Source organism: Microcystis sp. M113S1, assembly GCF_020246945.1.
Classification (GTDB): Bacteria; Cyanobacteriota; Cyanobacteriia; order Cyanobacteriales; family Microcystaceae; genus Microcystis.
The window spans coordinates 1-26,450 of the sequence record NZ_JADBSA010000315.1 but is presented as its reverse complement, the minus strand read 5'-3'; the positions used below and the strand labels follow the sequence as shown (position 1 = coordinate 26,450).

Here is a 26,450-nt window from a genome sequence, read left to right as displayed (position 1 = left end):
AAGGCCGAATTTGAAGTCTTTTCTGAACGAAACCCCTTACTATCTGTTGTCAAGGTTCAGTTTTTAGCTTGGTTATCGCTTTTTCCATTGTAGCTTAAAGCCGTCGTAAAACGACGGGGTTTTAACCCAAATTTTCGATAACAAAGGCTAAACTCAGTCCCGTAGTCAAAAATACGGCTAAGGGCGGCAAAAAAAGCGCACAAACTAGGCGAAGAAACATTACTTGTACCTCAAAAAGACTTTAGTGAATCTTAATTCTATATTAAGCTTGCTCTCCTTAAAGTTGCCATAAAATGGGGGTGATTGCAGAAAAATTAAGGAGAAATTTATGATCGGCATTCTTTTAAATATTCTTGCCACTGCCCTGAGTTTATTAGTGGTTGATATTATCTTCCCCGGTGTTAAAGTCGATAGCTTTATTGTGGCCATGGTTGCGGGGGCAGTTATTGGTTTAGTCAACGGACTCGTTAAACCGATTCTAGGGCTGCTTTCCCTACCGATTACTATTCTCACCCTCGGTGGCTTTATCCTTGTTCTCAATGGCTTTTGTTTCTGGTTAGCCTCGATCCTCGTCCCGGGATTCGCAGTTAAGGGTTTAGTGGCTTTTATCGGTGCGCCAATCGTCCTCTCTCTGGTCAACACCCTCTTAAATAAATACTTCGCCGAAAAAGGTTCCAGCGAAGTACCACAATAGTCAGTGACCAGTTATCAGTTATCAGTACCCTCAGTGTAACACCTTTGATCCAAAAATCATACCTTTGGGCAAAAAAAGGCCAAAAATAAATACTTCGCCGAAAAGGGTTTCAGCGAAGTACCACAATAGTCAGTGACCAGTTATCAGTTATCAGTATTTTTAGTATAACACCCTTTTTCGATCACTGCAAGACTTTTTTCAAATTTTAGGCCAAGAATTTTGGGCCCAAACCGACTTTCGGCGCGTACACCGCCCGATCGCCCAATTCTTCTTCGATGCGTAATAAGCGATTATACTTAGCCACCCGTTCACTGCGACTGAGAGAACCAGTTTTAATCTGTCCGGCATTAGTAGCCACCGCCAGATCTGCGATCGTGGTGTCTTCCGTTTCTCCGGAACGATGACTGATGACAGAACGATAACCGTGACGGGTAGCCAGGGCGATCGTTTGTAGGGTTTCCGTCAAAGAACCGATCTGATTGAGTTTAATCAGGATCGAGTTAGCAATACCCAGATCGATCGCTTTTTGCAGACGGATGGGATTAGTCACCATCAAATCATCGCCCACCAACTGAATCCGCGCCCCCAGTTTATCGGTCAATAATTTCCAGTTATCCCAATCTTCCTCGTGTAAACCGTCTTCAATAGAAACAATCGGATAGCGATCGACTAAACTCGCCAAAAAATCCACCATTTCGGCGGGAGAATGGGCGGAACCATCGTAGATGTATTGACCATCCCGATAGAATTCATTGGCGGCCACATCCATAGCCAAAGCCACTTCTGACCCTGGTTTATAACCGGCACGTTCGATCGATTCGATCAAAATATCCAAAGCTTCCTGATTTGAAGCCAAATTCGGAGCATAACCGCCCTCATCGCCCACACCGGTCAGTAATTTGCGTTCGTGCAAGGCCTTACCCAAAGCGGCGAATACTTCCGCCCCCCAACGCAAACCTTCCTTAAAAGAATCGGCCCCGATGGGGAAGATCATAAACTCCTGAAAATCGACGTTATTATCAGCGTGAGAACCACCATTGATCACGTTCATCATCGGGACGGGTAGCACATTGGCCATCGGACCGGCGAGATAACGATAGAGAGGCAATCCCAGATCCGCCGCCGCCGCTTTGGCCGTAGCGAGAGAGACGGCCAGGATAGCATTAGCTCCTAATTCTCGTTTATTGGCCGTGCCATCGCGCTCGATCATAGCTAAATCGATACTAGCTTGGTCGAAAGCATTCATCCCCTCCAAAACCGGGACAATTTTTTCGTAGACATTGCGAACCGCTTTCAGGACACCCTTACCACCGTAACGCTGGGGATCATCATCGCGCAATTCGTGGGCTTCAAAACTGCCCGTAGAAGCACCACTGGGAACTTGGGCCAAACCCATCGCCCCCGATTCTAACAGCACTTCCGCTTCGATAGTGGGACGGCCGCGGGAATCTAGAATCTCCCTAGCTGCGATCGCTTCGATGGGAACTTCGATTTTATCTAACATAACTTGTCGTCTCCAACTCAATTTACGGGGTTATTTCGGCTGATTACTAATTGCCTAAAGGGAAATCCACGTTGACAATCTGCTTTTGATCATCAAAAACGAGGATTAAAGTATCCGTCAGTTTTTCAAATTGAATCGTCACCAACACCAGATCCACACCGTCCGTATCCGAACCTTTTCTGACCTGAGTTCCCACGATCCGACGCACGGGGCCGGTACGCTTAAGTAAATTCTCCCAAGCGCCTTGTACTCTGGTGGGGAAAACCTCAGCTTTCAGGAAAGGGTGTAGATAACCTCTGGCCAGGCCGTAGTCTTTGTTGACCAAGGACGTGACAAAAGCATCGCCAATCTCAGAAATACTACGAAATTCGGGAAAATCGGCGGCAATTACCTGACCAGACCGGTTAAAGGTAATTACCACATCTTCAGTGAGTTTCTCAAATTCAACGGTGACAATCACCAGATTGGCATTGATAGCATCGAGTAGCTTGCTTTCGACAATGCGCTTAAACGGTCCAGTATTGTCAGTGACTTGGCTTTCCCAGACCTTTTGCAGTTTTTCGGCAGTCCAGAGGGGTTTTAGTTGGGGTGACAAAGCTGCAATCACCTTGTCGTATTGTTTAGTTCCCAACCATTCTACTAACTGCCGAGCTTGCTTTTCTTCCCGGACGGGATCACCAATAGCGATCGCAGTCGGTTCTAGGTTTGCCTGTACTGGTGAAACGCTGAACGCGGTCCAAGGCAGGGAAAAGCCAATTAAACACAAAGAGAGAATCGATACCCGTTTCGCTAATGAAAGCCGCATCATTTCAGCTATTGCTCCGCAAATAAATAACGTTTTTCCACTTGACGATTGAATTGATGCCATTGTTCATTAGTTAAAGCATTCAACATCGGTCGATCGGGCAATATCTCTCCTCTTGTTATACTGGTTTAACGATTAAAACTACCGCCGAACGCGCTTGCACCCGATAGGTTTCCGATTCAATAGCGGCTGCGGCATCCAAATCACAGGCTGCCTCGGACAATTGCCAAGCAGTATCGATGACACGATGCCATTTTTCCCCTTGTCCCAAGGGGGGTAACTGGAAGTTGAGAGATTCCCAGTAAGCGTTGAGCATAATGTGTAAATACTCATTCGCCTTGGGATGACGCAGGGAAAAAGCTAAACTGTGGGAATCTTCCGACCAATCGGGTTTACTCAACTGTACGCCATGCCAACTGAGATGGGGTTCAAGACTGGTATAGGTGACTTCTAGCAATTTTTCCTGACGGAAAAGAGCTAATTTTTTATTAAAATCGAGCAGTCTCCTTACGAAACACCAAAGATCGAACTCTTGCTCTACCGCACTCCAATCGAACCAACTTAACTGGTTATCCTGACAATAGGCGTTATTGTTGCCCTTTTGGGTGCGTCGCACTTCGTCCCCCATCAACAGCATAGGTGTTCCTTGGGAAATAAACAGGATCGTTAAGAGATTTTTTATTTGTTGCAGTCGCAGGGTTTTAATCCTCTCGTTATTGGTTTCCCCTTCTACCCCACAATTCCAGCTAAAATTATCGTTGCCACCGTCCCGATTCTCCTCGCCGTTAGCCTCGTTGTGTTTCTCGTCGTAGGAAACTAGATCGTTAAGGGTAAAGCCATCGTGACAGGTAACAAAATTTATACTTCTATTGACATCGGTATCAGGTCTGTGGTATATGTCGGGGCTTCCTAAAATCCGCGCCGCTAATTTGCTGACTATGCCGGTATCTCCCCGGACAAAAGCGCGCACATCATCGCGAAAAGGACCATTCCACTCGGAAAACCAATCGGCAAATTCGACAAATTGACCGACACTATACAATCCTGCCGCATCCCAAGCTTCGGCGATTAATTTTGTCCCAGCTAAGACAGGATCCGATTCGATCGCCCAGATCATGTTATAACCTTTTTGCAGAATCGGTTCCCCGTCCACATTGCGCGATAATACGGCCGCCAGGTCAAAGCGAAAACCATCCACGTGCATTTCTGACACCCAATAGCGCAAACAATCGAGAATCATTTTGCCAACAATGGGATGACTGCCCTTGAGGGTGTTACCACAGCCGGTATAGTTGCTATAGAGGCTTTTATCTTCCCCGTCGAGGATGTAGTAGGTGCGATTATCGATACCTTTCAAGGAAAGAGTTGGCCCGATTTCGTCTCCCTCGGCGGTATGATTGAAAACTACATCGAGAATCACTTCGATCCCCGCTTTGTGTAAAGCTTTCACCAGATCCCGAAATTCATTCAAAGGACCCAGGGGTGAGCGATCGCTACTGTAACCGGCATGGGGCGCAAAAAAGCCGATCGTGCTATAACCCCAATAGTTAGTTAACCCCGGCATGGCCGAAGCGGGATCAAAGTAATGAATCGGTAACAATTCCACGGCAGTAATGCCTAGGTTTTTCAAATAGGGTATTTTTTCGATTAATCCCGCAAAAGTACCTCTTTTTTCCTCGCTAACGCCGGAATTCGGGTTACGAGTAAAGCCACCGACGTGCATTTCGTAGATAAAACTGTCAGAGTAGGGAGTGCGTAGCGGTGCGTCATCTTCCCAATCATAGCAGCCCGGATCCACTACCAGACCCCGCAAAGCTCGATGACAATTATCGCCTTTTTCGCTGGCAGATTGCCGATCATAAATTTCCGCACCGACAATCGCTTTCGCATAGGGATCAAGAACTACTTTATCAGGATCGAAGCGATGACCATGGGCCGGATTATCCGGACCATGGACTCGATAAGCATACACTTGACCGGCTCCAATACCGTGAACGAAAATATGCCAATAGAAAAAGGTGCGGTTTGTTTGCGGGGTGAGGAGAATAGTCCCGCTAGGTACGGGAGAATTAGCATCATCAAATAATAATAATTCGATCGCCGTGGCATACTTAGAAAATAGTGAGAAGTTGACACCATCGGCCAAGACAGTCGCACCGACAGGATGGCTTTTACCGTGATCGGTTTTTAAGGTCATTGTCAAGAGATAAGAAGTGATTAGGAGTAGTATAAGGTTATTCGGCGTTGCTGAATCAAGCTATGAATGCCAAATGTGTGTCCTATCCAAAAGTTAGTTTGGGTCCAGGTTTTAAAAATCCCACCAAAGAATGTTCAGAACTCAAATCAGCAACGCCAGATTTTCATGGAGATGGCGTGATTAATTTCCAAGACCTTGCCCTATTCGATAAAGCTCTCAATTTCCCGATAGATAAAGAAAACAATTAGAGGAGTTTTAAATGACCTTTACCGAATATTTTAGGTTTGATTAAGCCAATTGATTAAGTCAGCTTGACTCTCAAAGTCTAGCAATGCTTCTCCTAAGTCTTCTAATTTTTCTACTGAGAGTTTTTGGATAGTTTCAGTGATATGCGGGGGCAGTTCACCAAAACGTCGGTTAAGTAAGCGTAGCACTACCTTGGCTTCTCCTTGTTGAATCCCTTCGATTCTGCCCTTTTGAAGTCCAATGGCTTCTCCTTGTTGAATCGCTGCTTCTCTATCTTGTTCGTATAAAGGAGCTAAACGCATAATAAATTTCCTCTCCTCCTGGGTTCTTTTGGGTAAGGCTTGCAAGTTCCTACTCAAATTGTATAATAATTTTAAGGAAGCTGATTTAAAGGGATGACTAGGAGACAAGGCCTCTAATTCATCAATCGCTCTGGTTCTGGTTCCTCATCTACCTAATAATCTTAACCAGAGTGTTTCAGGGGTTTCGGGTAATTGATGCAGGACAATAAGGGCTGTGGTTAATACTGGGGCTAAAAAATAAATTCCTTCTCCCCAATCTGGATTATTGAGAGCGGAAAAAGCAGTTATAATTCTTTGACTAGCAGTAGGAGTTAGTATCCATAGTCTGGGAATATTTTCTGCTAATAAGGGTTGTTGATGACGGTGAGCTTCTCTTTGTAATTGTTCCCGCACAGTAAACAGTTTAGATAAACAGGCAATAATGCCCTCAATCGTGACTGGATTGCGATAGGGTTCCAATAGACAAGGGGTTTGAGCTAATCGGCCTAATAAACCTAATTCGGGTGGTATTTCTGGGGAAGTCGGTCGAAAATACACATCGATTTCTTGAGTTTCTGCCGTCACATCAAGGCTAGTTTTCACGTCACCGGAAGAAGAGAGAAAGGTTTCGAGGTAATCTTTACTAAATTTATCCCAAAGAAAGCGAGTCAAGGCTGAAGTAATTCAATCGATGATGAGGGTTATTTTATCATTTTAAAAGCCTGATTGGGAAAACTGGCAGCATTGCAGCTTTAGTTACAGATTTTTCCTAGTTTTTGCGCTAGAACTGAAAGGTTAATCAGCAAAAAATGCGCTCGACGAATGAAACCGCAAATCATCGTCTGTGGATTAGGTCGCACGGGTTATAAAATCTTTTGTTTACTCAAACAACAATCCGCGGCAGTAGTAGCGATTAGCGATCGCCAAATGGTCTGCGAATACCAGTCTGATATTATCATCGGCGATCCCTGCTCTCCTAAAACTCTCCTGCAAGCTGGCCTTCCAGATGCAGAAACCCTAGTTTTGGCCATTGATAACGACGCACTCAATCTGGAAATTCTCACCCGCGCAAGGATAATTAACCCGAAAATTCGGATAGTTAACCGACTATTTAACGAAACTTTAGGAGAAAGACTCGATCAAACCCTACCTGCTCACGTTAGCATGAGCGTTGCTTCCCTAGCGGCTCCGATCTTTTCCTTTGCTGCCCTTGGTAATAAAGCTATCGGTCAATTACAGCTATTCGATCGCCTTTGGCCAATTCAAGAGATAATTATCGAGGAAAATCATCCTTGGTGGGGATTACCCCTCTACGAACTTTGGGACGATCCGGCCCGGATGTTAATCTATTATCTCCCCGCTCACGACGAAATTGATCTGGTTTCAGCAGTTCTTTTAGGCAAAAAACTCGGAACTGGCGATCATCTTATTATCGGCAATAAACCGACAATTAGGGCAAAACAGCGTTTTAAACTGCAAAAGTGGCTGAGAAATCTGCTCAATCTGCGTCCCTATCAGCACTATGTCCAACCGGTAATTCTTGTCACCCTTTCCCTCTTGGGGATGATTTCCCTTGCTACCGTTACCTATCTCAGCGTTAATCAAAAAATTTCCCTCGTCGATTCCCTCTATTTCTCCGTCGGGATGATTACCGGCGCCGGAGGTAACGAAAAAGTGGCCGAATCTACCCCCGATAGTATCAAAATTTTTACCGTGGTCATGATGATTGTCGGTGCAGGGGTTATCGGTATCTGTTATGCTCTCCTTAACGATTTTATCCTCGGTAGTCGCTTTAAACAGTTTTGGGATGCTACCCGCATTCCCGTCCGCAATCATCACATTATCTGTGGTTTAGGAGGTATCGGCACCCGGATCGTGCGACAATTGCACGAGCAAGGCTGTGAAGTGGTGGTGATCGAATCGGACCCCAATAATCGATTTTTGCATTCCGTGCGCTCCTGGGGAATCCCCGTTATCATCGAGGATGCGCGTCTAGTGGCTACCCTAGAAACGGCTAATATTAACAACGCCGAATCTTTGATCGTGGTTACTTACGAGGATATGATTAATGTGGAGATTGCCCTCACTGCTAAAGCGATCGCTCCTAAAATTAATCTAGTTTTACGCTGCTCTCAGGAACAATTCGGGCGATCGATTCAAGAAGTTTTTGATTTTGATACGGTATTATGTCCCCGGGATCTGGCTACCTATTCCTTTGCTGCGGCCGCTTTGGGCGGTAGAATTCTCGGTAATGGCATGACCGATGATCTCCTCTGGGTTGCTTTGGCTACATTAATCACACCGAATCATCCTTTTATGGGGCAAATTGTCAAGGAAGCGGCGATGAATGCCGATTTTGTGCCACTTTACTTAGAAAAACAAGGTCAAACTATCCACGGTTGGCAATTACTGGAAATCACTCTCGACCAAGGTGATATTCTTTATCTAACTATGCCGGCTATGCGTTTACAACAGGTTTGGCAAAATACTTCCCTAACTATTCCCCAATCTTTCCCCGATTTAAAATGATTTCTGGTCTTAATTATCTGAGCAAAGCTAGTTATCGCTGTATCTTGAGTTTAGGCAGTGCTGGCAGTATTTTAAGTCTCGCTAGTGCCAGCAGCATTTTAAGTCTGGTTAGTATCGGCAGTATGCTCAGTATTGGTAGTGTTGGCAGTATTCTCAGTATTGGCAGTGTCGGCAGTATTCTCAGTATTGGCAGTGTCGGCAGTATATTTGGCATTTTTCAATATCATTCTCTGCCTAACCATCCTCAATAAATGTAGCGCTTCTTTGTCGATGGCGGTTTTTTGAGCTTAAACTGTGGGGCGATCGCTTTTTATGCAAACAGAATAGAAAGGGTATTAATCGGATGAGGCTGCGGCAAAACTAACGCGACGATAAATTTCTAGCAAGGGAAGTTCAACGTTTAAACTCTCCAGAGGGATTATTTGACTAAGTTGATCGTAGGTTTGTAATTGCCAGCGATCGCTTTGTTCGAGTCTGAAATATTGCTCAACGTAGGGTTCAGTTTGACTAACGAGCAGATATTCACAAAAACTTGGCAGGGAACGATATTTTCTAAATTTATCACCTCGATCATAGGCTTCCGTGGCGGGGGAAAGCACCTCTACAATAAATAAAGGATTAAGAATTTCGTCTTTGCGATCGCCGTTCAATTCTGGTTCATGGTTAACGACCATGAGATCGGTATAGGTTCCACAATGATATTCAGGAATCCACACCCGCAGATCGCTGTTATACAGACGAAAATCCCTATCTCTCAATAAAAATCCCAAATAAACCGAGATGTTGATCGCGATTGCGCTGTGGGTCGCGGTTCCTCCAGACATAAGAATCATTTCTCCATGGCAATATTCATAACGTTCCTGAGCAGTTTCAGCGATCGCCCGATATGCTTCCAAAGTGACAGGGTTTTTGGTGACTGTCGCAATAGTCGGTTTTTCTTGAGCGATAATCATGTTTGTCTTTCTCCGATATTCTATTAATTAATTTTATGGTTATTTTTTAGGGATTGTGGTGGGGTAAGAGCATCTCAATTAGGACTGACAAAAGGGTCTCAGCATAGCAATCATCTAGTTATTATCCATAGCCGTCCTTTTGCTTTTTTGTGCCATACCGCGTCGGTAGAGTGAGCGCATCTCAAACGCGGTTGACAACCGAGATAAAGTTCATTTTGTCAAGTATTGTTAAGATGCGCTTACCCTGTCAGGTATTCAGGTTTGCTAATTGTTCCTGAATATTAGCTTCAGTAGAGAGTTTTTCAGATTTTTCCCATAGAGCGTTAAAGAGACTTTTATCTGTCTCTACAACTCTTGTTTGATAGGAAATATAACCTGATTCTGTTTGACCATTCATAATTCTTCTCGCTGTAAAAGAATTTCTTGGCACAGATAAGTTTTCGCTAATCAATAGGTTGGTATTATCCCAACGATAGCCTTGAACATCTTTGGCTTTTTCCTGACAAATACAAGCAACTTCTATGCCAGAGTTAAGTTGTTCCTGAATCACTTGTAAATGCTTGTGAGTCGGAACTTCAGGAAGAATAAAGACTCGTTGAATAGAAATCTCCCTTTTGATTAGTTCTTCGTTAACTTCCCAGAATTTTTGACCAAGAGGATTATCCCACCAGATGCAATCTGTCATGGAGTGAATAGCCAAGATTCGAGATTCACTTTGAGGATCAATGTGTTTGAGTAGTTGAGCAACCTTTTCTAAACGGGATTCGCCAATAATTTCCATTGTAATTTCAGGCATAATTGTGTTGGTCAAAATTGTGCCATCAAGGAGGGTTAGATTATTTTCATCTAATTTAACATCGGTCAAATTAGCTCCCGTTAGAGTAGCTTTGCTCAAATTGGCATGACTTAAATCGGCTCCTGTTAAATCAGCATTAGTTAAATTAACCCCCGAAAGATTAGCCTTACTGAAGTTACATCCCATCAATTTTGCATCGGAAAGATTGGCCTCACCATCCATTAAATTGACTTGGCTGAAATTCAGTCCCCGAAAATCTCGTTCGCCAATTTTGTGCAAATATGTCAATTCTTTTGTGCTATGAATATCGGGGTGATATTCATCGGGTGCATAAGCGGCAATCATCGCTTTGACGTAGGCGAAAAAATAAGCCTTGAGAATATTTTCATGGGTGTAGATGGTAATAACTTCTTTACCATCATACTCAACCACCGCCTTGACAGTTGTGGCTCCTTGTTTACCCGGTGTCAAGTTAGCCACATAGATAGATTTAAGGTGATGTTTAATTTCAACTAAATGAGCTAGAGCCTCATCAAAAGCAGTACAAAGTGCATCTACTGAACCTTTTTTAAAGGCCGATTCAGTGTAACGCTCTTGGGTTTTTGTATTACATAAGATAACTGTCGCAGAAGTTAAATTGTTATTAGCACAAAGAATTTCAAAGTTCTCAATTTTCCAGCCTTGAAAAAGCAAAAGATTATCTTCAAAGAATAAGTTTTGTTGAGGCTCGTTTTCTAAAAGCTGATTGAGTTTTACTTTCTCATGTTCCATGGCAGCTTTACCGAGATTTTTGAGAGTTCTTTCGATAGATGCCGGCGAGGTATCTTCCCCTAAAAACTGTAAGAATAGGGAAGGGGAACCCACAAAAGGATATCCACTGGCAATGAATTCTCGATCTCTGATGGTGATAATACCTGCTAGGCTATACTTTCTGGCAATCTCAACTTGAATTGCCGTTTTTAAGTTAACGTTGGGATATTTTTCTAGGTCAATGTCTTTCAAGTTAACTTGGCCGACGTTAATCTTACTCAGAAGTTCAATGATCGAACGATTGGCATATTCTTGAGATTTCAGATTTTTGATATTATGCCAAATTTTGATTAATCCTATTTCGCCGATGTAAGGATTAATTTTTCCCTCTAAAACAAGTCCCATAACCCTAGTAGCTTCACTGTTAAGAGTCGTCTGATTTCGTAATAAAAACTCTTCAATTAGATCAGCATCAATTAATACTTTTGGAGCTTGAGAATTGTTATCTTTTGATTGGAATACCTCTAAGTTATCCAGAAAAAAATCAATATTTATACTAGGATGAGTAGTTACCTTATGCAGACTAAGCTTGATTTCGTATTGCACAAAATCATCAGATTCGTTTTCCAGATTATTTCTCAAATCCCAAAGTTTTTTAATCACTTGAGGCTCAGGATACTCTCCTAATTTTCTTATGATTTCAGCACGGTGATCGCTGTCCTGTTCATTTTTTAGGTTCTTCGGCAGGTAGTATGCTGGGGACTGTTTGATTATCCTGAAACCCTTACGCATCAAGTCCAGTATTTGTGATAGCATAACAAGTACCGAAAAACCATTTTTTAAAGGTTTTTTAATCACTTGAGGCTCAGGATATTCTCCTAATTTCCTTATGATTTCAGCACGGATATCGCTATCCTGTTCCTTTTCTAGTTGAGCTAACAAACCATTAATAATGTCAGCACGGGGACTGACCGATGTTGGTATCTCGCACAATAACTCTGTGTTTTCCATTTTTAAATCAATCTCCTTGATTGGTGGTTTTCTCATCCGCACTAATTTTGTCTGACAGTAAAAGACTGCTCTGATTCAGAATTTTCAGCGTAGCGTGTGGGCAAAACTCTCACTAATTCATCGTCATTAATGTCAACACAATAGCCCTTTTTAAAGAGAACTCTTCTTAAAGAAGTAATTCCCACCCGCTCATCTAACTCAAGGTAATCCTTAAGATGGGATCCTAGATTTTTGTTGAAATCCGCGTTTAGATTTTTTTGGCTATGATTGAACATTTCAGCCAAGTCATCGGCGGAATAAAGTCCTGTAGCCGCCCGATAAAATATCTCCTTATATTTATCAGATAAGGGTTCGATTTCTTTCAATAAAGCTTCTAGCTTGGGTATATCCAAACCACAGTTTCTTGCCTGCTTTTGGGCTTCGCATAGTGAGGGTGGAGTTGACATAGAAGTATCTCTCCTTCGGTTGAGGTTGTCATCGATCTTAAGGTAATCAACATGGCTGTATTTGTAGTCACCGATACTTTTTCAAAGTGGATTGCAATAATAACCGGAAAGTTATATTGCTTCTGCGATAGTCCCATAAAACCAAAAGAGAAATCAACCAACAATTATTGCCCAAATCCTCCCTTATATCGCCAATTCCCGACACGGAATTCTATCTTCCAGCATCATCGTAGCCATCTCATAGGTAAAAATATCTAAGTGTCCCCCTTCAGGAGCTTTAAAACAAAAATCTTGGCCCACCTCAACGACTCGCTCTAGCCATTGTCCCATAAAGTCAATTTTGAGAATAGCTGTTTTTTCTGTGCGGTTTACATATACACAGTTGATAATTGCTTGATTAACAGTTGCATTCGACATACCATTCCCCTCCATTTCTGCAATATGGGATGAACGTTATGTATGTAGGATAATTCAAAATTATCGAATTGAAAACCAACAATTATTGCAAAATTAAACCAACAATTGTTGCATCTTTAAAGCTCAAATATTATGCAACTTTTGTAGGTTGAAAGCCAAAAATTTACTGGTAAGATGAGTGACAACCTTAAAATAATTAGGAGGCCACTATGTCACCCAGCAAAAAAGTTAAAGTTCTCCTAATATCTTCCACTCTTGTCGTTCAATTGACTGCCCCCCCAATGGTTGCCATACCCTACACAACCTCAGCGTGGCTAATCACGGAACTGTTGCCAAGAAAAAACTGATGAGCCTAGATTACTAAAGCCACAATCTGGTAGGCATTTGGTTTCCAAAACTATAGAATTAAAAGCCAATAATTATTGCAAGCTCAAACCAATAATTGTTGCATCTTTAAACCAATAATTATTGCCAAAAAAGAATATATTTTTCTACAAAAAACAATAATAATTGGTTGAGTTCTTTATTGAGACCATTGAAAATAATATAAAAGGGTGGTATTGCTACCACCCATCAAATTAAGTTTTTGTGATTTTTATGTTACTACAAAATTGTTCATCTTCGGATACTCGTGAACAAATTCACGAAAAGACTGGGTTTCTGCCCGAATCTTGGGTTACTTGGTTAGTCGCTAAACCTCGCACAGGACAAGCGACACGCCGAAAAACAGCAGTGGAAGAAATCTGTTCAACCTTTTTACTTTTTGCCTTTGGTCTTCTCATCGGCAATTGTGCCTTTGTAGATAACGCCCACCTGTGGGCAATTCCCATTAGCCAAGTCTGTTTGCTCTCATCTCTACGGATGCAACGGCTAACCATTATGCACGCTTGCTCTCATAATGCTGTTTTTGCCAATCCTTCTTGGAATGAAGTGTTAGGGGAATTCATTTCAATTCTTACTCTCTCCATGCCTTTTAATACTTACAAGAAAAAGCATTGCGAAACTCACCATTCCAAAGGATTAATGCGCCCCGGTGATGAAACCTTTGAGTTTTTTTACAAAGCGGGTTTCCGTCCAGAGATGAGTCCGCAACAAGCATGGCAACACTTAACTAAGCTGATTTTTTCTCCGACTTTCCACTGCCGTCAATTTGGCGATCGCCTAAAAGGAACGTTTTGCTCAACGGACGTAAAACACAACTCGTTGGCTCTCGGTTTTTGGCTCTCGATTGTAAGTTTAGTGACCATTACGCATACTTGGGCTGTGTTTTTATTAGTGTTTGTTCCGACTCTGAGCGTGTTTTTCGAGAGTACCAGCGTACTACGTCAGTGTGTAGAACACCGATTTGCTAACAAAACTGGCGAAATGACCTCTGCTATTTTTTGTTGCGAAGAGCCGGCTGTTTTCAATGATTTTGACCCCTTTTGGGTAAAATTTTGGGAAGAAACCCGTTGGTGGCTCCGGCTGTTTTTCTACCACTTACCCGTGCGACTGCTGATCCTGACGGGCGATAGTCCAGTACATGATTACCACCACCGACGACCGGCAAGCGATTGGGTAAATGCCCACAGCGATCGCCAAGCAGAAGTAGAAGCGGGTGTTTATTATTCCCACTCCTGGGGATTAATAGAGGCCATCAACAGAACCTTTGAATCTTTAAGCAAAATGCCAACCCACTAAATTGAGGCTTGAGGGAGATAGTTAAAAATGGCTTATCTCCCCAATTTTTTTGGTTGACATTATCGGTAAGCGTCATTTATCCTCCGTTGCAACAATTGTTGGCCAGAAATGGAGAGCGGGATTATAATAAAAGTTGTTGGTTGTTGAAAACTGGAGTCTGTGATACTGAGCAAGTTTCAGACGGCTCATCGAGTCCAAATCTAGGCTATTGAAACCTTTGTCTAGGCTTGTTTTCAGGTTTAGCAGTTCAACAGGAAATTTAAACATTTGGAGAGGACGATTCAGCCATGAAAGCACTTAGCCACAAAACAGAAGATTTGAGGATCGCCGATGTCTCATCCGATTACCCCGATCAATGGGTGGTCGTAGAGATCACTGGTCGCGACAAATATGGCTGGCCAGAGAAAGGTAAGGTTATTGGGTATTCAGACAATAAACGTAAGCTTATACAAGAAACTAAACATTTGAAGGGAGACTTGTATTTGTTTTATACAGGCCTTGTTGACGGTGGTAGGGTTGCTTAAAAATGTTAGAATCTATGCAAAAAACACAATCTCCTTTAGCTTTGGCCTCTCCGTTGGCAGCTGCCATTAAACGAGGCGAAGACGCGAAGAAGCGGTTCCTATCCAAGCAAGGAGGAACCTTAACCAGCGCTGAGGTTTGTAGTTTTTTAGCCTGTAGTTCTTTGGAATTAGAAACTATGAGGCTCAATCATCAGGTTTTAGGTTTATCTGTCAACGAGGAATTAGTTTATCCCGCTTGGCAATTTATTGATGGCAAAGTTTTGTCTGGTTTAGACCAAGTGTTAGCCGTCTTAAAAGAAGACGGTGCTTGGACACAAATGCTCTTTCTGCTCACGGGTGATATTCGTTTAGAGGGAGCAACCCCGCTAGAAAAACTCCAAAAGGGAGAAATCGAGCCAGTGGTTTGGGCCGCTAAGTGCTACGGGAGTCATAGCGCGGCGTAATGGGTTTGCCTCCTTCTGTTTGTGGGTTAGTACGTTTGAGAATTAGTTCACCAATTTTATAAAAAATAATACCTCCTGCAAAAATCAAAAATCTTCAGTAGCAGACAAAAGATAAGAGATAACTATCCTATTCATAAAACCTAAGATTATGTCAAATTTATCCGGGGTTTTAGATATTTTGACCCGATAGCGACTCGATAACTTACTTTTGCAGGAGATTACTGATCCTCTTGCCCTATTTTGGTAAAATCAACTATAATGGGGAGAAGTTAATCTTTGCCAAGCTTGAGCAGACTTAAACTAATCCCTCAGGGAGCAAGTAATTGAATCCTATGCTTAAAATTGCCCTTTTTGGAACCAGTGCCGATCCTCCTACTGCCGGTCATCAAGCCATACTAAAATGGTTATCGGAACAGTACGATATCGTTGCGGTTTGGGCTGCCGATAATCCCTTTAAAAATCATCAAACCAGTCTCGAACATCGTCTGAGGATGTTAAATTTGCTCATCGGGGATATTCAACCCCCAAGAGATAATATACAACTGCGACGAGAATTAAGCGATCGACGGAGCTTAATTAGTGTGGAAAAAGCGCAAGCAATTTGGGGAGAACAGGAGGAATATACCCTAGTCATTGGTTCCGATTTAGCCGGACAAATTAGGCACTGGTATCGCAGCCAAGAATTACTAGAAAAAGTCAAAATTCTCGTGATTCCTCGTCCCGGCTATCCTATTAATCAAGATGATATTGAACAACTGCAAACATTAGGGGGTGATTGTCTGATTGCCGATGTATTTGCTCCAGCTGTATCCTCAACAGATTATCGAGAAAAAGGCGATAAACAGGCTGTTCCCGCACCGATTAAAGATTATATTGAAGGTCAAAAACTTTACGCATGAAGCTGCCAAATACCCTAGCTAATAAATCTCTAGCTGATTTTAAAGTCGGAGTTGATAACGTGATCTTTTCCGTTGATACCCAATTAAATCGGCTGCTAGTGCTTCTGATTAAAAGACGGGAAGAACCCTTTAGTAATTACTGGAGTTTACCCGGTACTTTAGTGAGAAATGGGGAATCACTGGAAACGGCAGCCTATCGAATTTTAGCCGAGAAAATTAGCGTCAATAATCTCTATCTAGAACAGTTATATACTTTTGGCAGTCCAGAGGGAGATTTCCCGGCAGCGGCCGAGAGTTTTGGGAAACGTTATCTATCGGTGAGTTACTTCGCTTTAGTGCGGTTTGAAGAAGCGAAATTAATCACTGAACGGGATTATAATATCACTTGGTATATGATTGATAAAGTGCCAAATTTAGCCTTTAATCACGGTCAAATTTTAGCTTATGGCTGGCAAAGATTACGCAATAAAGTAGAATATAGTCCCGTCGCTTTTGAGGTTTTACCAGAATTATTTACTTTAAATGATCTTTATCAATTTTATGAGACAATTTTAGGTAAAAATTTTAGTGATTATTCCAACTTCAGAAATCGGCTCTTGAAATTAGGATTTCTCAAAGATATGGGTTTAAAAGTCTCTCGTGGTGCTGGTCGTCCTGCTAGTTTATATCGCTTTGATGAAGAAGCTTTTGCTCCCTTTAAAGAGCAACCGTTAGTTTTTGTTTAAATAGGAAAAAATATGAGAATTGCTATCGCTCAATTAAATCCCATTGTTGGAGATATCGAAGGAAATGCCGAAAGGATTTTAGAGGCCGCTCAAACGGCATTTAATCGGGGAGCGGAATTACTTTTAACCCCGGAATTATCCCTCTGTGGTTATCCTCCCAGAGACTTATTATTAAATCTGGGTTTTGTTGAGAAAATGTCTCGACAATTGCAATTATTGTCCCAAGAATTACCAGAAAAATTAGCTGTATTAGTCGGTTTTGTCGAAAAAAATACCTCCGCAACAGTCCGGGGAGAAAAGCCGTTATTTAATAGCATAGCTTTGTTAAAAAGTCAAGAGATTAAACAAATTTTTACTAAACGTTTATTGCCTACCTATGATGTTTTTGATGAGGATCGTTACTTTGCTTCCGGGAAAGAAAGTCAATATTTTCAACTAACAGAAAATAATCTTAAAATCGGTGTGACTATCTGTGAAGATGTTTGGAATGATGAACAATTTTGGGGTCAGCGTCAATACGCGGTTAATCCCATCGCCGATTTAGCTAATTTGGGAGTGGATTTAATCGTTAATCTTTCCGCTTCTCCCTACAGTGTCGGTAAGCAAAAATTGCGAGAATCTTTATTATCCCATAGTGCCACTAGATATAATTTACCTATAGTTTATGTCAATCAAGTGGGAGGTAATGATGATTTAATTTTTGATGGTGATAGCGTTGCTTTTAACAGACAAGGAGAAGTGATTTATCGCGCCAAGGCATTTACTTCTAGCCTAGAATTAATCGAGTTTAATCAAGATTTGTTACCCGCAGTTATTCATCCTTTACCCATCGATGAAGATGAGGAAATTTATCGAGCTTTAGTCTTAGGAGTGCGAGATTATGTGCAGAAATGCGGTTTTAAACGGGTAATTTTTGGCTTGAGTGGTGGCATTGATTCCAGTTTAGTTGCCGCTATTGCCACCGACGCATTAGGTAAAGAAAATGTTCTCGCTGTGATGATGCCTTCTCCCTATAGTTCCGACCATTCCATTAGCGATGCCGTAGCTTTAGTTAATAATTTAGGTATCAAAAGTGAGAAGTTAGCAATTAAAGAAATTATGACCGCTTATGATCAACTTTTAGAGCGGCTTTTTGCTGGGACTGATTTCGGTATTGCTGAAGAAAATCTTCAGTCACGCATTCGCGGTAATTTATTAATGGCTCTCTCTAATAAATTCGGGCATTTACTATTATCCACTGGCAATAAATCAGAAATGGCGGTGGGATATTGCACCCTCTACGGTGATATGAATGGTGGTTTAGCAGTGATTGCTGATGTGCCGAAAACCCGGGTTTATTCCCTCTGTCGCTGGTTAAATCGGCACGGGGAAATTATTCCCCTCAATGTGATTAATAAAGCTCCTAGTGCTGAATTAAAACCCAATCAGAAGGATCAAGATTCTTTACCTCCCTACGAGATTTTAGATGCTATTTTAGCACTATTAATCGATCGCCATCAATCCGCCCAACAAATTATCGCCGCCGGTTTTGAGCCTGAAATTGTGCAGAAAGTGATTAAATTAGTTAAAAATGCCGAATTTAAGCGCAAACAAGCCCCCCCGGGCCTAAAAATTAGCGATCGCGCTTTTGGCACTGGTTGGCGAATGCCCATTGCTAGTCGCTGGGGTTAGGGACTTTTTCAGTTATCAGTTATCAGTTATCAGTTATCAGATTTGAGTTTTCAAGTGAGCAGTGTTAAATAGAAATTTCCTACTGTCTTTTCACTGTTTACTGATTACTGGTCACTGTTTACTGTTTACTGATTACTGTTTACTGTTTACTGATTACTGAAAGGGGTATTCGTGAGAGAGGAAGGGTAAAGGGATTAATTCTCCTGTTGCCTCGCCGATTTGTACTTTTAAACCCTCTCCTCCCGCTTTTGTTTTCACATAACCCAAGCCAAAATCCTCCAGCACACTGGTGAGTAAACCGACTTTTTGCGCTTCTAAAATAATCGGGGTATTGCTGGGGACGGGTTGGCTGAGTTTTATGCCCCAAAGTCTTTGTTTTACGCCTTTATAGGTGTTGAGACGGGCGATAGTTTCTTGACCAATATAACAACCCTTATCAAAAACGATCGCTCGCCATAAACCGGCCTCTAAAGGGTTATAATCTTCGGTTAATTCTTGATCGACTGCCGGTCGGCCCTGATGGATTCTCAGGTATTCCCACACCTGTGCATCTGCGGGAGTAACGCCATTTTTAATTAAATTTTCCCAGAGGGGACCTGCTTCGGCGGCGGCAACGATTAAAGTATATCCGGGTAGGTCTAAGCCGGTGCCGACGGCCAGTCTCAGGGGGGGGTCAGAAAGGAGATAATGACTATGCTGCACCCCCGTTAAAATCTGCTCTGGAATGCCTATTTTTTGCAGGTATTGCCCGCTTTCAGTACCAATTAGGGTGAAAATGCCAAAATTATCGGTTAAGTCGCTAATTTCCACCTTATCGAAGGGGAAAATATAGCGATCGATCAATTCCAGTAAAAATTGACGACGTTGGGGAGAAACGAGGATGAGGAGGGAATCATCGCTGGCGTAAACTGTGACAAAATCGAGGGTACGACCGGTAGAGTTAAGGAAAATTGTCTCACAACCCTGACCCGGTTTCAGGCGCTCGATAGCGTTACTGGTTTGATTGTGGAGAAAACGCAGTCGGTCTTGGCCTTTTAATTCTAATAAACCCCAATCGGAGCGATCGATTAAAATTGTTTGGGATGCTAAATTTTGGGGATCATTACTGTAATTTTTCAGAAAATTAGCGGCATACTCTGCCTTGATCGTTTCTAACGCTGCTTTCATTGGGGTAAATTAGCGAATAATCGGTTAATAATACGCTCGGTTTTCGTTTCCAAACTCTGCCAATCTAGTTCACCGGTGGGGTCGAGGAGACTGGTATCGATGACGACGCTCTCTCCTTCATCGGTGGGATAATCGAGAAAACAGACTTGAAAACAAAGTTCCCAAATATTTACAGTAACGGAGCGATCGAGATAAGTCAAACAGAGCAGATAACTGGGATAGGGATCTTGAATTTCTGTATAGGTTCCTTTCCAGAGGGAATTTTCTAACTGTTTACGCAGATTATCCAGCACCCGAATAAATGCCGGTTGCATTAACAATTGTGCCTGTTCCCAAGCAGTAATATCTTTAAATTTTGGATTCATCTTATCAGTTATCAGTGATCAGTTATCAGTGATCAGATTTGGGTATTAAATAACGGGGTGCATCTCATTTTTGTAAATCTACGAAGTTGGGATTTTTCAAGGGAAACTCTCTACTAAAATCGGGCGTTACTTTCGGTTTTATCGCTCAATCCAAGCTTTTGGGGGGTTCTACCCCCCAAACCCCGGAGCGCATTAGTTTTTCGGTGGGATGCTTACAGACAGCTGCTGATATATCTGTAATAATTTAAAAGTCACTGATAATTGCTGATTATCGGTGTTCCTGCAAATGTGGGATGCACCCTAATAACGGCATTAACAGTGCTGTCTTTTCACTGTTTACTGGTTACTGATAACTGATAACTGATTTAGGCTGTTACTAGGGTTGCTTCCTTGGCTGCCATCATTTTCATCAGGTCTAACATCCGGCAGGAATAACCCCACTCGTTATCGTACCAAGAGACGACCTTAAAGAAATTGGCATTAAGTTGAATACCAGCTTTAGCATCAAAGATACTGGAACGGGGGTCGGTGATAAAGTCACTCGACACCACTTCCTCATCGGTATAACCGAGGATACCTTTCATTGGTCCTTCGCTGGCGGCTTTCATCGCGGCGCAGATTTCCTCGTAACTGGTGGCTTTTTCGGTTTTAAAGGTTAAATCCACCGCGGAAACGTTGGGAGTTGGCACACGGAAGGCCATACCGGTTAATTTGCCTTTTAGGGAAGGAATAACTAGGGTTACTGCTTTGGCTGCTCCCGTGGAGGAGGGGATAATATTTTGACCCGCGCCGCGACCACCGCGCCAATCTTTTTTCGATGGACCATCAACGGTGGGTTGAGTGGCGGTCATCGAGTGTACCGTGGTCATTAATCCTTCCGCTAGTCCGAAGTTATCGTTAATAACTTTGGTGATCGGGGCTAAACAATTGGTGGTACAACTAGCGTTAGAGACGATCAGATCCTTAGCGGGATCGTACTCATTGTCGTTAACGCCTAGTACGATAGTACGAACTTTGTCGGGATCTTTGGTGGGTGCGGAGATAACCACCCGTTTGGCCCCTGCTTCTAGGTGTTTTGCTGCCCCTTCCGCGGTGGTAAATAAACCGGTGGACTCAACCACATAATCGGCCCCGGTTGCACCCCAGGGCAGTTGAGCGGGGTCTTTGATGGAGTAACAGGGGATAAACTTGCCATCGACGACGATGCCATCTTCTTTTGCTTCTACCGTACCTTGAAAACGTCCGTGGGTGGAGTCGTATTTGAGCAGATAGGCAATATTATCGGAGGGGACGAGATCATTAATACCAACAAACTCGAAATCAGGATTTTGGATACCCGCCCTAAAAACGAGGCGACCGATACGACCAAATCCGTTGATAGCGACTCTTACTTTTGTCATGAAAAAAACTCCTTTGCAGCTGCGATAAGCTTAGGCACGATCAAGAAAAAAAAAATTTGAGAATTGATTGGCCTGTAGAGAATCACTATACATACTAATCAGCTTTTATCGATCGCTAGATGAAGTATAGAAAGATTTTAAGTTTCAGTGCTTCAAAAGCTCTCCTAGTAGTCCCCACCACCGGCATCGAGAAAGCCTAATTAGGCTCTTCCCGACAAACTAAGGCGTGACTTTATGGTATTCTGGGAAAAGCTGACATTAAAAAATCATTAAAAGTTTTCCGAGAATTTATTGTTCTCTAAGTTAAGAAGACATTAATTTTCCTTTAAAATCCATTTAAAAACCCCGCCCGACGGACATAAATTAGCCAAGTCAGATCAGTAAAATATAGTTTATTTTAATAGTTTTTTGCGCCCCAAAAGGTTAGACTCTTGATTACAGTTTGAAAACTGACCGAGGGTTAACCCTCTCGATAATCTGGAGAAATTGTCTATCAACTCTCTTAATCTCATCGTTCATTGATATCGGAGAAATATTCATGGTATTCGCACCAGAAAGACCCTTAACAGAACAAAATCCCCTTTCTCAAGACGAACTCTATAAAACCCATGCCTATTGGCGCGCTTGTAACTATTTAGCTGTAGGTATGATTTATCTGCGCGATAATCCCCTGCTCAAAGAACATCTTAAACCCGAACACGTTAAGTATCGTTTACTTGGTCACTGGGGAGCGAGTCCGGCCTTAAGTTTTACCTACGTTCACCTCAACCGTTTAATCAAAAAATACGACCTCGATATGATTTTTATGGCCGGTCCTGGCCACGGGGCGCCGGGGGTACTCGGTCCGGTTTATCTAGAAGGAACCTATTCGGAAATTTACCCCGATAAAAGTCAAGATGAGGAAGGATTACAAAAATTCTTTAAACAATTTTCTTTTCCCGGTCACATCGGTAGTCACGTCACCCCCGAAACCCCCGGTTCTATCCATGAGGGCGGCGAACTAGGTTATAGTGTTTCCCATGCCTACGGTTCTGTTTTTGACAATCCCGACCTAATTACGGCCGTGGTCGTTGGTGATGGGGAAGCAGAAACTGGTCCTTTAGCCACCGCATGGCACTCGAATAAATTCCTTAACCCGATTCGCGATGGTGCGGTACTGCCAATTTTAAACTTAAACGGTTATAAAATCGCTAATCCCACCATTCTCTCCCGTATTTCGACGCACGAGTTAGAAAGTCTCTTTGTCGGTTACGGTTACACTCCCTACATTGTCGAATGTAAGGAAGATGAAGACCTCATGCACTGCCATCAAAAAATGGCCGCTACCCTAGAACACTGTATCAATCAGATTCGCTCCTATCAACAGGAATCTCGCAGCACGGGTATTGCTAAACGTTACCCCTGGCCGATGATTATCCTCCGGTCTCCCAAGGGTTGGACAGGGCCGAAAAACGTTGATGGTCATAAAGTAGAAGGATTCTGGCGCGCTCACCAAGTCCCCATGGGTGCCATGCAGGAAAACCCCGAACACTTGAGAAAATTAGAGGAGTGGATGAAAAGCTATAACCCGGAGGAATTATTTGACTATACCACGGGTAAATTTAAGCCAGAATTTAAAGAACTCGCTCCTAGGGGTCATCGTCGCATGAGTGCTAACCCGCACGCTAACGGCGGATTGGTGCGTAAAGACCTAAAAATGCCCGATTTTCGTCAATATGCCGTGGCTGTCACCCACCCGGGCCAAGTGGAAGCGGAAAACACGGGAGTGATGGGGGTATTTTTGCGGGATGTAATGCGAAATAATATGACTAATTTTCGCGTTTTTGGTCCCGATGAAACTGCTTCTAATCGTTTAGCGGCTCTCTATGAAGTGACTAAAAAAACTTGGTTAGCTGATACCTATCCGGAGGATTTAGATGGTAGCCAATTATCTCCCGATGGTCGGGTGATGGAGATGCTGAGTGAACATACTTTAGTCGGTTGGTTAGAGGGTTATTTATTATCCGGTCGTCACGGTTTATTTCACTCCTACGAAGCTTTTGCTCACGTTATCGATTCCATGTTCAACCAACACGCTAAATGGCTCGATATCTGCAAAAATCATGTGCCTTGGCGCGCTTCTGTTTCCTCTTGGAATCTCTTATTATCCTCGGTGGTTTGGCGGCAGGATCACAACGGTTTTAGTCACCAAGACCCCGGTTTTATCGATTTAGTAACCAATAAAAGTGCCGACGTGGTGCGGGTTTATCTTCCCCCCGATGGTAACTGTTTATTAAGTGTGGCTAACCACTGTCTCAAGAGCAAGGATTACACTAATATTATCGTTGCTGATAAACAGAAACACCTGCAATACTTGACCATTGAAGAAGCAATTAAACACTGCACCAAAGGTATCGGTATTTGGGATTGGGCCAGTAACGATGATGATGGAACTAATCCCGATGAACCGGATGTGATTATGGCTTGCTGTGGGGATATTATCACTAAAGAATCTTTAGCGGCAACGGCAATTCTACGGGAGGAATTCCCTTACTTAAAAGTTCGCTTTATCAACGTGGTTGATCTGTTTAAATTACAGTCGGAAAGTGAACACCCCCATGGTTTATCGGAACGGGATTTTGATAGTTTATTTACCACTGATAAGCCAATTATCTTTAATTTCCACGGTTATCCTTGGCTGATTCATAAACTTACCTACCGTCGCAGCAATCAAGAACGTATTCATGTGCGCGGTTACAAAGAAGAAGGGAATATTAATACTCCCCTAGAATTAGCGATTCGTAACCAAGTTGATCGTTTTCATCTAGTAATTGATGTCATTGATCGCGTGCCGAAATTAGGTTCTGCTGCCGGTCATGTGAAAGAACGGATGAAAAATGCTATTATCGATAATCTCGATTATGCTTTTACCAATGGCATCGATAAGGACGAGATTACTAACTGGAAATGGCCCTATTAATTAGGCTAGAAAGTGGTTTAGGTGATGATAATTTATTGGTTTATTGATAAATTTCATCTTCCTATTCCACCTAAAGAAAATATTCTTGATTTTCTACAGGGTGAGAGCATCTCAAAAGCTATTGACAATTGGCCAATTTTGTGATCCGCATGGGCATTTCAGGTGATACCAGTCAATCAGAATAGTTACGAAATCTTAACAATTGAGATGGCAAATTCTCCTCAAATATGCCTGAATCGCCCTCTGGGTAAGCAACTCACACAAAGTTCATTTTGTCAAGGATTGTTAAGATGCGCTTGCCCTGAGGTTTTTACCGTTGAAAAGGGTTAATTAGATTTAATTTACTAAGCCAATTAAAATCATCAATATTGCGAGTTACAATTGTTAAATTATAAACGAAAGCTGTTCCCGCAATAATGGCATCTCCTAGAAACATCTTTCTGATTTGTTTTAAAGTTACTGCTTGGTTAATTACAGGTTGAGAGATGGGTAAGATTTGAGAAGCATTAAAAAATTCTTCAAAATAGACTTGATCCTGATGAGTTAACCGATGGTAGCCTAAAACTTCCAGATAGGATAAAGCAGAGACATAAGGAGAATTTTCTGCAATAAACTCCCGGAGAAACTCATTTTCTAATTGAGCGGCATGGATAATAATATTGCTATCCAATAACATGATTTAATCCCGATCAGGAAGAGAGCGATCGCACCTATTTTGTTGTTGCCACTGTTGGGTATCAACATCAGTAAAAGTAGTATTATTAGCAATTTTTTTCAAAGCATTGGCCATTTCCTTGCCGTTAGATCGATTTTCACCAATGATATTTTCTTCTAATAAGGTAATATAAACATTAACAGGATGTTCGGAGTTGATTTCAGGGGTTTCATCAAGCCATTGAAGGGTATTATTTTTCAAAATTGCTTTAAAGGTTTTTAGCATAGTTTTCAATGGTACAGGATAAATGATTCAGACTAGCCCTAACCCGATTTTAACACAAAATCAACCCAACAAACTCCCCTGACCTCAATCTTTTAAATTAACATCTTTGGATCATTTTATCAATAGACAATAAATAAGGCGCATTATACTTTGTTAATGCAGCCGATCAGAAAAGCGATCGCACTGCCAATATTCTGCCAAATGCGATCACAAATCCCCATTTTTACAGAAAAAATGATAATATAAAACTCAAATTTGAACTATTGTTGTGGAAAGATACTAAGATGACAAAGTTACAATTAATTCAAGCGGAAATTGAAAGCCTTACTTCTGATGAATTTTTGTATTTAAGAAATTGGATCAATAATTTAGACGATCAACAATGGGAAAAACAAATTGAGGAAGATTCCATAGCTGGAAAACTTGATTTTCTAATTGAAGAAGCACTATTTGAAAAAAGTAAAAATCAATTACGCGAGTTGTAAGTGCATCGAACTAATCAACGCTTTTGGAATTGTTTTAATAATTTACCTAAATCAATTCAAATTTTAGCAAGAAAGAATTTTGAGATTTTAAAGAGTGACTTAAATCATCCTTCTTTGTCTTTTAAAAAAGTTGGAGAATTTTGATCGGCAAGATTTGGTATTAATTATAGAGCTTTAGCTTTTAAAGATGGTGAAGATTGTATTTGGGTGTGGATAGGAAGTCATGAAGAATATGAAAGATTATTAAAATAAAAGCGATCGCCTCTTTATTGCCAAAATGTAGTTAAACAAAGTGCAACCCAACACCAACCAAATAAATTAATAATTGATCATCTTGGATCGCACTCAATCTACAGGTGATCGCCATTTTAAAACAGTCTTTTCAATAGTCAGTAGATGGAAAAGTTTTTGTCCAATAGCGATCGCTAAATGATAGGGGCTAAAAAATTAGGGATTTTCCTAGTATTTATGTACTCAGACAACGACTAATGATAAGTAAAAGTTATCTATATCTAGATTGACTAATCAAAGAAAAAATCGCTCAAAAAAAACATAAAAATGTT

25 protein-coding genes and 1 pseudogene are annotated in these 26,450 nt (G+C 41.9%); 12 read left to right on the top strand and 14 right to left on the bottom strand.

Features of this window, described 5'->3' with window-relative positions; all coding sequences use genetic code 11:
- Positions 1-121: 121 nt before the first annotated feature.
- Complete coding sequence (locus IM319_RS15910) at positions 122-220, bottom strand: YqaE/Pmp3 family membrane protein (RefSeq protein WP_287736237.1); 99 nt, start codon at positions 218-220, stop codon at positions 122-124.
- A 108-nt stretch (positions 221-328) separates the two neighbouring features.
- On the opposite strand from IM319_RS15910, the gene IM319_RS15905 reads away from it, so the two are divergent.
- Complete coding sequence (locus IM319_RS15905) at positions 329-694, top strand: phage holin family protein (protein ID WP_286825186.1); 366 nt, start codon at positions 329-331, stop codon at positions 692-694.
- 205 nt (positions 695-899) lie between these two features.
- Here the strand turns inward: IM319_RS15905 and eno are convergent, their stop codons facing one another.
- The 3 genes from eno to glgX form a co-directional block, all read right to left on the bottom strand.
- Positions 900-2,198: a phosphopyruvate hydratase gene (eno, locus tag IM319_RS15900; protein ID WP_286825185.1), complete on the bottom strand. Its 1,299-nt coding sequence runs from the start codon at positions 2,196-2,198 to the stop codon at positions 900-902.
- Between the two features lie 46 nt (positions 2,199-2,244).
- Positions 2,245-3,006 carry a DUF3887 domain-containing protein gene (locus IM319_RS15895; RefSeq protein WP_286825184.1) on the bottom strand — a complete coding sequence of 254 codons (762 nt, stop codon included), beginning with the start codon at positions 3,004-3,006 and terminating at the stop codon, positions 2,245-2,247.
- A gap of 115 nt (positions 3,007-3,121) precedes the next feature.
- Positions 3,122-5,200: a glycogen debranching protein GlgX gene (gene glgX / locus IM319_RS15890; protein WP_287736235.1), complete on the bottom strand. Its 2,079-nt coding sequence runs from the start codon at positions 5,198-5,200 to the stop codon at positions 3,122-3,124.
- A gap of 62 nt (positions 5,201-5,262) precedes the next feature.
- Here glgX and IM319_RS15885 point away from each other — a divergent pair, with 62 nt between their 5' ends.
- A complete protein-coding gene (locus IM319_RS15885) occupies positions 5,263-5,448 on the top strand; it encodes a hypothetical protein (protein WP_287736234.1) in 186 nt (61 codons plus the stop codon).
- Positions 5,449-5,478: 30 nt separating this feature from the next.
- On the opposite strand, the pseudogene IM319_RS15880 reads toward IM319_RS15885, so the two are convergent.
- Positions 5,479-6,399, bottom strand: a pseudogene (locus IM319_RS15880) (DUF4351 domain-containing protein).
- Positions 6,400-6,549: 150 nt separating this feature from the next.
- On the opposite strand from IM319_RS15880, the gene IM319_RS15875 reads away from it, so the two are divergent.
- Both IM319_RS15875 and IM319_RS15870 read left to right on the top strand, forming a co-directional pair.
- A complete protein-coding gene (locus IM319_RS15875; protein ID WP_287077868.1) occupies positions 6,550-8,256 on the top strand; it encodes a potassium channel family protein in 1,707 nt (568 codons plus the stop codon).
- A complete protein-coding gene (locus IM319_RS15870; protein ID WP_158200201.1) occupies positions 8,253-8,507 on the top strand; it encodes a hypothetical protein in 255 nt (84 codons plus the stop codon). The genes IM319_RS15875 and IM319_RS15870 overlap by 4 nt, the downstream gene beginning before the upstream one ends.
- A gap of 84 nt (positions 8,508-8,591) precedes the next feature.
- On the opposite strand, the gene IM319_RS15865 is transcribed toward IM319_RS15870, so the two are convergent.
- The 4 genes from IM319_RS15865 to IM319_RS15850 form a co-directional block, all read right to left on the bottom strand.
- Positions 8,592-9,209: a Uma2 family endonuclease gene (locus IM319_RS15865; RefSeq protein ID WP_287736233.1), complete on the bottom strand. Its 618-nt coding sequence runs from the start codon at positions 9,207-9,209 to the stop codon at positions 8,592-8,594.
- A 247-nt stretch (positions 9,210-9,456) separates the two neighbouring features.
- Positions 9,457-11,766, bottom strand: coding sequence for a pentapeptide repeat-containing protein (locus IM319_RS15860; protein WP_425185211.1), 2,310 nt, complete (start codon positions 11,764-11,766; stop codon positions 9,457-9,459).
- A 41-nt stretch (positions 11,767-11,807) separates the two neighbouring features.
- Positions 11,808-12,212, bottom strand: a complete 405-nt coding sequence (locus IM319_RS15855) for a hypothetical protein (RefSeq protein WP_287736231.1) — start codon at positions 12,210-12,212, stop codon at positions 11,808-11,810.
- A 183-nt stretch (positions 12,213-12,395) separates the two neighbouring features.
- The gene (locus tag IM319_RS15850) at positions 12,396-12,629 is read right to left on the bottom strand and encodes a DUF1830 domain-containing protein (protein WP_287736229.1); all 234 of its coding nucleotides are present in this window, start codon (positions 12,627-12,629) and stop codon (positions 12,396-12,398) included.
- Positions 12,630-13,226: 597 nt separating this feature from the next.
- Here IM319_RS15850 and IM319_RS15845 point away from each other — a divergent pair.
- From IM319_RS15845 to IM319_RS15820, 6 genes are all read left to right on the top strand, one after another.
- Positions 13,227-14,309, top strand: a complete 1,083-nt coding sequence (locus IM319_RS15845; protein WP_287736228.1) for a hypothetical protein — start codon at positions 13,227-13,229, stop codon at positions 14,307-14,309.
- Between the two features lie 287 nt (positions 14,310-14,596).
- Positions 14,597-14,833, top strand: a complete 237-nt coding sequence (locus IM319_RS15840) for a hypothetical protein (RefSeq protein ID WP_287736227.1) — start codon at positions 14,597-14,599, stop codon at positions 14,831-14,833.
- 2 nt (positions 14,834-14,835) lie between these two features.
- Positions 14,836-15,276 (top strand): hypothetical protein, encoded by a 441-nt coding sequence (locus tag IM319_RS15835; protein ID WP_287736226.1) that lies wholly within the window; start codon positions 14,836-14,838, stop codon positions 15,274-15,276.
- Between the two features lie 332 nt (positions 15,277-15,608).
- Positions 15,609-16,175, top strand: a complete 567-nt coding sequence (locus IM319_RS15830; RefSeq protein ID WP_287657801.1) for a nicotinate-nucleotide adenylyltransferase — start codon at positions 15,609-15,611, stop codon at positions 16,173-16,175.
- A complete protein-coding gene (locus IM319_RS15825; RefSeq protein WP_287736225.1) occupies positions 16,172-16,900 on the top strand; it encodes an NUDIX hydrolase in 729 nt (242 codons plus the stop codon). Before IM319_RS15830 ends, IM319_RS15825 begins: the two co-directional genes overlap by 4 nt.
- Before the next feature lie 12 nt (positions 16,901-16,912).
- Positions 16,913-18,571 (top strand): NAD+ synthase, encoded by a 1,659-nt coding sequence (locus IM319_RS15820; RefSeq protein WP_287736224.1) that lies wholly within the window; start codon positions 16,913-16,915, stop codon positions 18,569-18,571.
- Between the two features lie 153 nt (positions 18,572-18,724).
- Here IM319_RS15820 and IM319_RS15815 read toward each other — a convergent pair whose 3' ends face one another.
- From IM319_RS15815 to gap, 3 genes are all read right to left on the bottom strand, one after another.
- Positions 18,725-19,738: a YgfZ/GcvT domain-containing protein gene (locus IM319_RS15815; protein WP_287736223.1), complete on the bottom strand. Its 1,014-nt coding sequence runs from the start codon at positions 19,736-19,738 to the stop codon at positions 18,725-18,727.
- On the bottom strand, positions 19,735-20,103 hold the full coding sequence (locus tag IM319_RS15810; protein ID WP_287672717.1) for a hypothetical protein: 369 nt from the start codon (positions 20,101-20,103) through the stop codon (positions 19,735-19,737). The genes IM319_RS15815 and IM319_RS15810 overlap by 4 nt, the downstream gene beginning before the upstream one ends.
- A gap of 365 nt (positions 20,104-20,468) precedes the next feature.
- Complete coding sequence (gene gap, locus IM319_RS15805; RefSeq protein ID WP_286824976.1) at positions 20,469-21,503, bottom strand: type I glyceraldehyde-3-phosphate dehydrogenase; 1,035 nt, start codon at positions 21,501-21,503, stop codon at positions 20,469-20,471.
- A gap of 538 nt (positions 21,504-22,041) precedes the next feature.
- On the opposite strand from gap, the gene IM319_RS15800 reads away from it, so the two are divergent.
- Positions 22,042-24,462: a phosphoketolase family protein gene (locus tag IM319_RS15800; RefSeq protein ID WP_287736221.1), complete on the top strand. Its 2,421-nt coding sequence runs from the start codon at positions 22,042-22,044 to the stop codon at positions 24,460-24,462.
- Between the two features lie 310 nt (positions 24,463-24,772).
- On the opposite strand, the gene IM319_RS15795 is transcribed toward IM319_RS15800, so the two are convergent.
- Together IM319_RS15795 and IM319_RS15790 are read right to left on the bottom strand one after the other, a co-directional pair.
- Positions 24,773-25,138 (bottom strand): type II toxin-antitoxin system VapC family toxin, encoded by a 366-nt coding sequence (locus IM319_RS15795; RefSeq protein ID WP_287736219.1) that lies wholly within the window; start codon positions 25,136-25,138, stop codon positions 24,773-24,775.
- Between the two features lie 3 nt (positions 25,139-25,141).
- Positions 25,142-25,402 (bottom strand): hypothetical protein, encoded by a 261-nt coding sequence (locus IM319_RS15790; protein ID WP_287736218.1) that lies wholly within the window; start codon positions 25,400-25,402, stop codon positions 25,142-25,144.
- A 284-nt stretch (positions 25,403-25,686) separates the two neighbouring features.
- Between IM319_RS15790 and IM319_RS15785 the strand changes: the two genes are divergently transcribed.
- On the top strand, positions 25,687-25,887 hold the full coding sequence (locus IM319_RS15785; protein WP_287078866.1) for a hypothetical protein: 201 nt from the start codon (positions 25,687-25,689) through the stop codon (positions 25,885-25,887).
- Positions 25,888-26,450 lie beyond the last annotated feature (563 nt).